Origin of the sequence: Microcoleus sp. B3-A4 (assembly GCF_036705385.1) — a bacterium.
GTDB lineage: Bacteria > Cyanobacteriota > Cyanobacteriia > Cyanobacteriales > Microcoleaceae > Microcoleus.
Genome location: NZ_JAUBUI010000137.1, coordinates 1 through 10,213, shown reverse-complemented (window position 1 = coordinate 10,213; position 10,213 = coordinate 1). Strand labels below are relative to the sequence as shown.

The following is a 10,213-nucleotide window of genomic DNA, read 5'->3' as shown; positions in this document are numbered from 1 at the left end:
AACGTATTAAATTTAAGTCCCGTCACCCTACTTAATGTTTTGTTACATACTGGTGATTTTTCCCGCCGACCTACTTAGAGGGGAAAACTGGATTTGTCGTGGTGGCAACTCGTGATCGTGATTGAAGGGTCAAACGCTTCGATGTAATGCTGTAAGAGTTTGGTCAAGAACTTTGAGCAGACCCTCATCAATACTACTGCGAAACTCAATTTGTATTTCATCAGGCTGATGCTCAGACGGTTGGCGAATGAATAGATCCCAAAAGGGTTCCATAAGACTCCCAAGGTGAATAACTGTGAAGTTTTGTCGCTTTTTCGCGAAGTGCTTCCAGGCACTGCGGTAGACTAACCTTTAATTCTCTGTGCAGGCTATAGCGGTGTCACCTCGCCGTCAAATCTGTTAATTAGCAGAGCCAGCAAATTTTTAGTGACTCGTTGGGAGCCTTTATTCAATGTCTCATTCAGTCAAAATTTACGATACTTGCATCGGCTGCACTCAGTGCGTCCGCGCTTGTCCGACTGACGTTTTGGAGATGGTGCCCTGGGATGGCTGCAAAGCAGCTCAGATTGCCTCCTCTCCCCGCACCGAAGACTGTGTAGGCTGCAAGCGTTGCGAAACTGCTTGCCCTACCGATTTTCTGAGCATCCGGGTTTACCTGGGAGCAGAAACCACTCGCAGTATGGGTCTAGCTTACTAAAAATCGATCGACACGCCGATCGAATTACGGGCACAAGAGAGGGGGCGATTAATTTGCCCCCTCTTTTTTTGTCGCGGAATCTGCATTATGGGGCCCGAAGAAGGTAAAAATGATAAAACTTGAGTTTTATTGCGATCGCTAAGCAGGAGTAGTACGTTAAATGTGCGGAATCGTTGGCTATATCGGCACGCAAGCAGCAAGCGAGATTTTGCTAGCAGGATTGGAGAAACTAGAATACCGGGGCTACGATTCAGCGGGCCTCGCTACCATCTCCGAGGGAGAAATTACCTGCATCCGAGCAAAGGGCAAATTGCACAGCCTCCGGGAAAAGCTAGCAGACATAGACTCTCTGGCTCCCATCGGCATCGGGCACACCCGCTGGGCAACTCACGGCAAGCCTGAAGAATATAACGCTCACCCTCACATGGATAATAGCGGGCGAATTGCGGTAGTTCAAAATGGAATTGTCGAAAATTATCGCGAGTTGCGAAAAGAATTGAAAGCAAAGGGACATAAATTTGTCTCGGATACCGATACAGAAGTTATTCCTCATTTAATAGCTGAATTTTTGAAAGAAGCAAGAAGGGAGAAGGAAGAAGGAAAAGATAAAAAAACCGAGAAGATTGCTGATTTATCGTTTTTGGAAACTGTTTTAAAGGCGGTAAATAAATTAGAAGGAGCTTTTGCTATCGCCGTTATCTGTGCAGATTTTCCAGAGGAAATAATTGTCGCCAGACAGCAAGCTCCTTTGGTGATTGGCTTTGGTGCAGGCGAATTTTTCTGCGCTTCCGACACGCCGGCCTTAGTATCTCACACCCGCACTGTTTTGTCCTTGGAAAATGGCGAATTAGCAAGGCTAACTCCGATGGGAGTCGAAGTTTACAGCTTTGCAGGAGAAAGGCTGAAAAAAAGCCCGCGCATCCTTGGTTGGAGTCCGGTTTTAGTCGAAAAACAAGGCTTCAAACACTTCATGCACAAGGAGATTTATGAACAGCCAGCCGTAGTCCGAGCTTGTTTGGAGGCTTATTTAGACAGCGATTGGCAGCCAGGAAATCCGCGCTCTCCCATCAATCTTAACTTGCCCAAGGAACTTTGCGCCGATGTCGAACAAATTTCAATTCTCGCCTGCGGAACGAGCTGGCACGCCTCGCTAATTGGCAAATATTTGTTGGAACAACTAGCTAATATTCCCACTGCCGTGCAGTACGCTTCGGAGTACCGCTACGCACCGCCACCGCTGACAGCAAATACTTTAACTATTGGGGTAACTCAGTCGGGAGAAACGGCGGACACGCTGGCTGCTTTGGGGATGGAACAGCAGCGCCGCGCGGGTTTTACTGATAAATTCCGGGCGAGAATGTTAGGCATTACTAACAGAACTGAAAGTTCGATCGCCCACATGATGCCGCAGGTAATCAACACCCACGCTGGTATAGAAATCGGCGTTGCTGCGACTAAAACTTTTGTCACTCAGTTGATGGCATTCTATTTCTTAGCTTTGGATTTGGCGCACCAGCGGCAAACAATCAGCACTGAGAGATTGGCAGAAATTATTGCTGGTTTGCGCCAGTTGCCAGCGGAAATTGAGAAGTTTTTGGAGATTCAAGAACAGTATGTGGAGGAATTGTCCCACCAGTTTACAGACACCCAAGATTTTATCTTTTTGGGGCGGGGAATTAACTTTCCGATTGCTTTGGAAGGGGCACTGAAACTGAAGGAAATTAGCTACATTCACGCCGAAGGATATCCCGCCGGAGAGATGAAACACGGCCCGATCGCCCTTTTGGATGCGAAAGTGCCTGTAGTGGCGATCGCCATGCCAGGAAGCGTCTATGAAAAGGTGCTTTCCAACGCTCAAGAAGCGAAGGCGCGTGACGCCCGTTTAATTGGCGTTACGCCGAAGCAAGGTGTGGCGGAGGCCGATATTTTTGACCACATTTTGCCAGTGCCTTTGGTGGATGAATTGTTGTCGCCGATTGTGACAGTGATTCCGTTGCAATTGTTGGCTTATCACATTGCGGCGCGTCGAGGTTTGGATGTGGATCAGCCACGAAATTTGGCCAAGTCGGTGACGGTGGAGTAAGGTTTTGTAGGGTGCGTCAGCTAGGTGTTTACACAAAATAAAGTTGTACACTGAAAACGCTCGAAACTGTTGATATATCGTGCAAAATTTTAAGGTTAAAGTTGTACACTAGACACTTTAATCGTTGCTCAGCAAGACTCTTGGGTTAGTGTGCAACTTTATTCCCCCAACACATTAGGATGATTTCCTGTGCGTGCGATCGACTCATCGCTGACGTACCCTACAGATAAAACGGCTGATTGTCGATGATCGCACACACCCCAAATCGCCGCCAACAGCAACCAGCTAGTAGTATTGAGTCGGAAATCAAACAGCGTCACGTCTACAGTGTTAAATAGTGTACAGGCGATGAAGGCTAATAAATAACTGAAAAAAATTAGGCGATCGGCCGCTCTTACATCTTGACCAGCCACCTGATTTGTGCTGTTAATTATATATTCTTGATTGATCACTAAAGCATTTTCCGCTACTTTCTGTGTTGCTATTTGGTCGTGTTTGATATCCGCAGGAAAAAGCGGCCAATTCGCCAGCAGCAAAACACCCCTAGCCAAAACCCAACCAACTAAACCAAACAACAAAAGCGTTGCGGGTATTCCCGTTTCCGCAGTCAACATCAGTATCAAACTGTGAGGATGACCAAGCCATTCTTGCATCTGAGCTTGATAGAGAGGCGTAAAATTTCGCAATCCCCAACCAGTCCAAGGACGCTGCTGAGTCATCGACCAAGCAAATTCCCACTGAGTAGTTCTTAAAGTAGCTGTGGGGCGATTTGGGAACATCTCGTCGGTGAGTCTAGCCCAAAAAAAAGCAGGTACAATTATTCGCAAATACTGTCGTAAAGGTTCGGGACCAAAAGCCGACAAAAAAACTGTGCTAGCCACACTAAAAACCGCAGCTAATAATTTTTTATAACCCACATAAAATGCAAAAGCGAAAACTGCCAAAACTGCCAGTCCCCAAGAATTGCGAGAATTAGTAAAAATCAAAGCAACAGCATTTCCGATCACTGCAAAACTTAAAAATAGGAATCGGTAATTGGGGAACGGTAATTGCGAATCTCGCATCAGCCGTTCATTAATTGTTTCCTTTTTTTCTCTTTCCTCTTCCCTCAAAATCGAGCTGTCAAATCGGTTAAATCCCTTACATTGCTCGTCCCCGAACCCTTCATCCATCAACAGGCCCAGTGCTAAAATAAAAGCAATTGTCAGATAGCAAGCTAAAATATTAGCGTACATAAACACAGAAGCCATACGGCCGGGGGGATTGCCTTTGGGTTCGAGTACCCAGCCAAAAACAGGCTGCAATTGATCTATGCCGCTCCAACCTAAAAATTGCTGTCCCAGACCTAAAATTATCACGGGAATTGAACTAATTACCATCATCCAAGACAATTGCCGCAATTGAGGCGAAGTTTGAATTAAACTGCTGAAAGCGGCAAACAATATAAAGAACGGCAAGAAATTGTACAACCCTATAAAAGCCTCGATGCGGTTGTGGGCAAAAACCGCTGTGATGACTAGCAGCGCGCTCAGAATTGCGAATCCTCGATTCAACGGGCGGCGACTAATTTGACGGAACTTTTGCTTGCAAGTGCCAGCCAATCCCAGGAATAAACCTAAAGCTCCTAAAATCGGAATTAAGGGAAAAATCAGCATCCCCACTTGAGCCAAATTCCAAGGGATTCGCAGGCGGCGATCGGGATGTTTTTGGAGTCGAGACTTGAGATTTTCGGCTGTCAGTTTGGCAGCTAATTTCAACCGTTTTTTGATATTCACCCACACTCCCAATCTCAGATCTAAAATCTACAATCTACCATCGTTAAGCTAGTTCCCAAACGCATTCCGATCGCGTTAATCGAATTTGAGCTAAGGCAAAAATAGTCGGGATAATCCGGCCGTAGTTCGTGGAAATAGATCGCCAACCCAAATCCGCGAAAAACCAAGTCCACATCACCGGGCCGAGCAACGAAAATACGCTCCGCGTCGCACCGTAACGAGCTGCACTCACCGCCATACCCCGCCGTGCCGTCTGAATTGCGACATAATTTTGAAACTGGGTTGCTGCGGTTGCAGTGCCTGCAAGCACTCCTTGTTTTGCCATTTGATAGGTGGCAAAATGCAGCGCAAATTGATTAGCCATCAATTTAAGCAACATTGGTTTTAAGATGGAACTCACAGCTAAAGCGCTGCCACCTTTGAACAGCAAACCGAGCGGGTCTTTTTCTGCAGAAATTGGCAGGGGTTCTGAGAGTTTAGAATCAACGATCGCTCGCTGTACCCGCACTGTCAGCACTTGCTGTTCCTCTGCCGGCAAACGCTTCCACGCCCGGCCCATTAAGTGCAGAAATACTTCTGCCTCTAAGTCGGTGGTTGACAACTGTTTGGGATAAGGGATTTTGAGATAGCGACAAACTTGAATTAGTGCTTGTCTGTAAGTTACGTGTTCGGTTCGCCCTCGGAGTACCGTCAGCCCGTCGGCTGCAAGATAGCGAAACCGCTGCTCTACGGCGTCTAGCCATGCTTGGCGATCGCGACTTTGTACATCTATCGGTGCGGGGGTTTGCACGTAATCTAAAGGGTTAAACTTGCGGCTGAACAGAAGTTCTGTTAGTTGCTGCAATTCTTCTTCTGTTGTCAATTCGAGTGCTGCTCTGAGTTCGTCCAAAATTTTGCCCTCCCCTATTCGATTTTAGATTTTAGATTTTAGATTTTAGATTGCTGCTGGTTGACAACCATTAGGATTTAGGATTTACCTACAGTGGCATTTTTTGATCGGGTCTTAATCATGGATTCGTGCTGTCCTTTATTCTACTACTTGGTGCAGGGCGATGGCGTCGGGCCCCGCAAGCTACGGGTCTTTTGAGTCATCGGTAAGGTACAAATTCAGCTCGCAGCCTTTAAGCTGATGTTTAGATTCACAAGGCTTACTGATTGATTATGTTCGATGTTGCGGTGATTGGTGCGGGTATGGCGGGGCTGAGTTGCGCTCAACGGTTGCGTCAAGCTGGTTATTCTGTGGCGGTTGTTGAGAAATCTCGCGGCGCGGGGGGACGTGTTGCTACCCGCCGCGTACAGGGTACTAGAGCCGATCACGGGGCGCGGTATCTGGAACCGCAGGGGGATGCGGTGCAGGGGTTAATTGAGGCTTTGCTCGATCGGGATATCCTCAAACTCTGGACTGATAGTGTCTGGGAATTCAGACAGGGAAAACTTTCTGCTATTGCTAGTTCTTGTTATGTCGCACCTACGGGTATGAATGCGATCGGTAAGTATCTGGCGGAGGGTGTAGAAATTTGGTTTGGTCGCCGCGTACAAGCTATTTCTACAGATAACCAAATGTGGCATCTTTCCCTAGAAGTTACTGATGACAATTTACAGAAGCCTCAAGAATTGATTGCTAAGGCTGTTGTTGTGGCAATTCCGGCTCCTCAAGCTTTAATGTTTTTGAATTCGGAAATTGGTTTGGAATCTGATTTTATTGACAAATTGCGTTCTGTGGAGTACGACCCTTGCATTACGGTTATGGCTGGCTATCCTGCGGCAAAACGGCAAGATTTAAGTAATCTAAATCCGCAGTGGAAATCTGTTTCTTTTCCCAATAATTCTGATTTAGCTTGGGTTGGTTTGGACAGCAGCAAACGGATCGAGCCACAGCAGCCGGTGTTTGTGGTTCACAGCAGCGCAAATTTTGCAGAACGCTATTTAGAAGCTGCTCATTTGGAAACGGTCGGTCAGGAATTGCTCGATCGCACTTCTGAATATTTAATCCCTTGGCTGAAACAGCCGGAATGGTTGCAGGTTCACCGCTGGCGGTATGCTTTTTGTCGAAATCCTTTGCCTGTTTCTTGTTTGGTGGCTGATACGACTTTGCCGCTGGTTTGTGCGGGGGATTTGTGCGGGGAAGGTCAAATAGAGGGTGCTTTGCGATCGGGTTTGGCGGCGGCTAATTGGGTGAATTCTCAGTTGCAGGATTTGCCCTTAGATTCAACCCTAAATTGGTAATATGGCTACAATTAATGTATCGATTTTGCCTCTAACGCTATGATTGCCATCCCGTCTGGGTTTAGCCCCGAAGATTACCTTGCCCTCGAAAGTGATAATACCGTCCGGCATGAATATCGGCGCGGTTTGGTGTACGCGATGGCGGGAGGTCGCGATGGGCACAGCCGTGTCTGTATTAAGTTTATAACTGCGATTAACCTTCACCTGCGCTATATAGTTATGAAAAATCCATCTAACGACTTACAAAAAAATGGAAAAATGGTGTAAAATCCCACTTTTCCAAATTTTTATTTTTGTGCTGTTTGTTCCTGTTTTGACTCTTGTTCTTGCATCTGCAATAACTCGGGAACTGTTACGAAACTGTACCCTTCCTTTCTCAATCGAGCAATAATATCCGGCAAAGCTTTGACAGTTCTTGCTCGATTGCCGCCGCCGTCGTGCATCAGCACAATGCCGCCGGAATTTGCCTGCCTCATCACGTTGTCGATTAAAGATTCCGTAAGAGTGCGCCAATCAAAAGAATCAGCAGACCACATCACAACTGCATAATTTTTCTTTTGAGCGTAAGCTGTCAATCCATTGTTTAAAATGCCTCCTGGCGGGCGGAACATCGATGTTTGGATGCCGGTCAACTCCTCAATTAAGGATGAGGTGCGATCGATCTCGCGAGCAGCACCGTCTTCGTTATACTGAAGGTATTCATGGCTCCAAGTGTGATTGCCGATCGCGTGACCGGCTGCTGCGACCTGTTGGCCAATTTCGGGAGAATTTTTCAGGTATTTTCCTACCCAGAAAAATGTAGCCTTAATATTATTTTCCTTGAGAATATCTAGGATTTGTGTAGTTGTTTTCGGCCAAGGGCCGTCGTCAAATGTCAGGGCGATCGCCTTGCGCTGGGAGTCGAGTCTCGCGTGACTAATGGTTGTACCTTGAAACTGCGACGGTACGGCTGATTGAAATCGGATTGCCTGCACTTGGGCTAGAGCCTGTTGGGAAAATTCTACTCGATTGGCGATCGCCTTGGAGAACTTATTAATATTGGACATCGGCTGTTGTTCTTGGGACTGGGATACGGCCAAGACTTGCGCCTGAATCGGTTGCAATGGCTGATTTGTCCGCAAGTTAAGTGGCCATGTCACACCCAGCAAAAAACTTCCTGTGGCTGCGATAAAACCAACGATGAAAGTTTTTCGCCGCCTCCACAGCAGTTTCAATTTTGTCACGTCCTTCTCTCCTTCACACCTTGCACAGTTAATTTGAGATTTTATGTTGATATCAAGTTAATCCACTTAAGAGGATAATCTTAAATTGGACAGTCCGTAAAAATGCTACTGGAAATAACCCATCGTGGGGAAGTCCGTCCGGATAAAAAAATTTAAGATTTGTGGCACACAAATCACCTAACCCATGAAAACGCCGGATGGTTGAACTTTTTCCCAGCCAGGGGGACGGCGCTCAAATCGGGTTAATGGCACGATATTCTGAGGGACTCAGCCCGCATCCCTACCTGACACTGCAAGTTGGTTTAACCTGAGATGTTGCACTATTGTTAATCAGCCTTTCAATGGCGGGCTAGAAGAGGCCACCCCACAAGAAAATTTAGTCTTTGTGGGATAGGCCCAAAAGCCTGTGCGAGCGAGAATGGTGCAAGATGTGAGTTTAACCGGATTTGATATGAGGGCGATCGCGCGCCCCCAGGGTCGTAAAATTAACTTTTAGGGCCGATTCTCTCTTTGTACAAGCCGACAATCCGATCTATAACTTCAGCAACAGTCAGATTGTCTGTTTGAATTTCCACAGCATCCGCCGCTTTACGCAAAGGTGCAACCTCGCGGGTGCTGTCCTTTTCGTCCCGTAGGGCGATGTCTTGTTCCAATTGGGCCAAGCTAATATTAGCCCGATCGGTATCTTTAAGTTCTAACAGCCGCCTGCGCGATCGCTCTTGTACCGAAGCCGTCAAAAAAATCTTCAGTTCCGCATCGGGAAACACGTTAGTGCCGATATCGCGGCCTTCTGCTATAATTCCGCCTTTTGTGCCGCAGCGCCGCTGTTCCTCCACCAGAAACTGCCGCACGGCGGGAATTGCCGCCATTTCCGAGACGCGGGATGTCACTTCCAAACTGCGAATTGCCTCGGTTACCTCTTCGCCGTTAATCTTCAACATCTTTGATGCGGGATCGAGGTTGTATTCCAAATAACTCGAACTGATTAATTCGGCGATCGCGCATTCGTCGGAAATCGGCGTGTCTGTTTTCAATGCCAGCCAAGTCAGCGCCCGATACATCGCACCGGTATCCAGATAAAACAAGTTCAAAGCAGTTGCGGCAAGGCGAGTTACGGTAGATTTGCCTGCTCCCGCCGGGCCGTCGATCGCCACAATGGGCCGGCGATTCCTGAGAATTATATTGTCAATCAAGCGAGTAGAGCCAACTCTGGCGGCCACGGCTAAAAGTCCCGCTGTTTCCACAACCTGCAAGGGCGTTAAAGTGTCGGGATCGACGAGTTCGGCGTATTCGAGATCGACTGCGGGTTCTTCTGCGACTGCTGCGTGGGCTACTGCGAGTGCGGCTGCTGCGGTGCGGTCCCCTGAAGAAAAAGTTTCCAAGGCTTGTTGCAGCGCGCGGTAGAGTACGGAGGCTTGCTGTTTTTGCTCTACTGTTAAATACAGATTGCGAGAACTCATTGCCAGTCCCGACTCTTCGCGGACGATCGGACAAGCGACAATCTCTACAGGCAAGTTAAAATCAAAGACCAGCTTCCGAATAATTGCTAACTGCTGGGCGTCTTTTTGACCGAAATAAGCTTTTGTCGGCTGCACTAAACTCAAGAGTTTAGTAACAATTGCCGCGACGCCCTGAAAATGACCGGGTCTTGCTTTGCCGCACAAAACCGATGTCATCGCCGGTGGCGGGACTACTTGAGTTAAGGATGAAAGGTGAATCTCTATCTGTTTTTGGGCGGTTTGCTCTGTTTCTGCGCCGACTGCTTGATGGCCGAACATTTCCGTTGCTGAGGGAGCAAAAATAGCATCAACCCCAGCTTGTTCGCACAACAGCCGGTCTTGCTCGAAATTCCGAGGATAATCTTGAAAATCTTCTGTCGGCCCAAATTGCAGCGGGTTGACAAAAATGCTGACCAGGGCGATCGCATTTTCTTGCCTTGCCCGCTGGATCAAGCTCAGATGCCCTGCGTGCAAAGCTCCCATCGTCGGCACCAAACCGACTGTCAAATGAGGTGCAGCAGACTTTTGTAAATTTAAGTAGCAGCGAAGTGCTGCAATGGTAGTAAACAGGCGCACCGGTAGAATCTCCTGAAGGCATTCGGCAGAATGCAGAGTTTATTTTTGACATACCCTAGCCTAAAGGCATGGGGATTCTTTCTTCGCAGGGATTCCGACGAATTTACCCTCAGAAAGCATCTTGACCGTATGCC

Annotated in this window: 8 protein-coding genes; 4 read left to right on the top strand and 4 right to left on the bottom strand. The window is 47.6% G+C overall.

What is annotated here, in order from left to right; all coding sequences use genetic code 11:
- Window positions 1-451 precede the first annotated feature (451 nt).
- Together psaC and glmS are read left to right on the top strand one after the other, a co-directional pair.
- A complete protein-coding gene (gene psaC, locus QUB33_RS28085) occupies window positions 452-697 on the top strand; it encodes a photosystem I iron-sulfur center protein PsaC (protein WP_015175986.1) in 246 nt (81 codons plus the stop codon).
- Window positions 698-857: 160 nt separating this feature from the next.
- The gene (gene glmS, locus QUB33_RS28080) at window positions 858-2,780 is read left to right on the top strand and encodes a glutamine--fructose-6-phosphate transaminase (isomerizing) (protein WP_333357495.1); all 1,923 of its coding nucleotides are present in this window, start codon (window positions 858-860) and stop codon (window positions 2,778-2,780) included.
- Window positions 2,781-2,938: 158 nt separating this feature from the next.
- On the opposite strand, the gene QUB33_RS28075 is transcribed toward glmS, so the two are convergent.
- The gene (locus QUB33_RS28075; protein ID WP_333357492.1) at window positions 2,939-4,555 is read right to left on the bottom strand and encodes an O-antigen ligase family protein; all 1,617 of its coding nucleotides are present in this window, start codon (window positions 4,553-4,555) and stop codon (window positions 2,939-2,941) included.
- A 43-nt stretch (window positions 4,556-4,598) separates the two neighbouring features.
- Window positions 4,599-5,444 carry a YaaW family protein gene (locus QUB33_RS28070; protein WP_333357489.1) on the bottom strand — a complete coding sequence of 282 codons (846 nt, stop codon included), beginning with the start codon at window positions 5,442-5,444 and terminating at the stop codon, window positions 4,599-4,601.
- Between the two features lie 272 nt (window positions 5,445-5,716).
- On the opposite strand from QUB33_RS28070, the gene QUB33_RS28065 reads away from it, so the two are divergent.
- Entirely contained in the window at window positions 5,717-6,781 is a 1,065-nt protein-coding gene (locus QUB33_RS28065; RefSeq protein WP_333357486.1) for an FAD-dependent oxidoreductase, read from the top strand.
- A gap of 39 nt (window positions 6,782-6,820) precedes the next feature.
- Window positions 6,821-7,048, top strand: coding sequence for a hypothetical protein (locus QUB33_RS29755; protein WP_445299569.1), 228 nt, complete (start codon window positions 6,821-6,823; stop codon window positions 7,046-7,048).
- Window positions 7,049-7,068: 20 nt separating this feature from the next.
- Here the strand turns inward: QUB33_RS29755 and QUB33_RS28055 are convergent, their stop codons facing one another.
- Window positions 7,069-8,004, bottom strand: coding sequence for a polysaccharide deacetylase family protein (locus QUB33_RS28055; RefSeq protein WP_333357483.1), 936 nt, complete (start codon window positions 8,002-8,004; stop codon window positions 7,069-7,071).
- Between the two features lie 485 nt (window positions 8,005-8,489).
- Complete coding sequence (locus QUB33_RS28050) at window positions 8,490-10,079, bottom strand: bifunctional pantoate--beta-alanine ligase/(d)CMP kinase (RefSeq protein ID WP_333357480.1); 1,590 nt, start codon at window positions 10,077-10,079, stop codon at window positions 8,490-8,492.
- Between the last annotated feature and the right edge of the window lie 134 nt (window positions 10,080-10,213).

Bases quoted from the DNA above. Each gene is read 5' to 3' on its own strand.
- QUB33_RS29755 (WP_445299569.1), top strand. From the start codon at position 6,821: ATGATTGCCATCCCGTCTGGGTTTAGCCCCGAAGATTACCTTGCCCTC.
- psaC (WP_015175986.1), top strand. From the start codon at position 452: ATGTCTCATTCAGTCAAAATTTACGATACTTGCATCGGCTGCACTCAG.
- QUB33_RS28065 (WP_333357486.1), top strand. From the start codon at position 5,717: ATGTTCGATGTTGCGGTGATTGGTGCGGGTATGGCGGGGCTGAGTTGC.
- glmS (WP_333357495.1), top strand. From the start codon at position 858: ATGTGCGGAATCGTTGGCTATATCGGCACGCAAGCAGCAAGCGAGATT.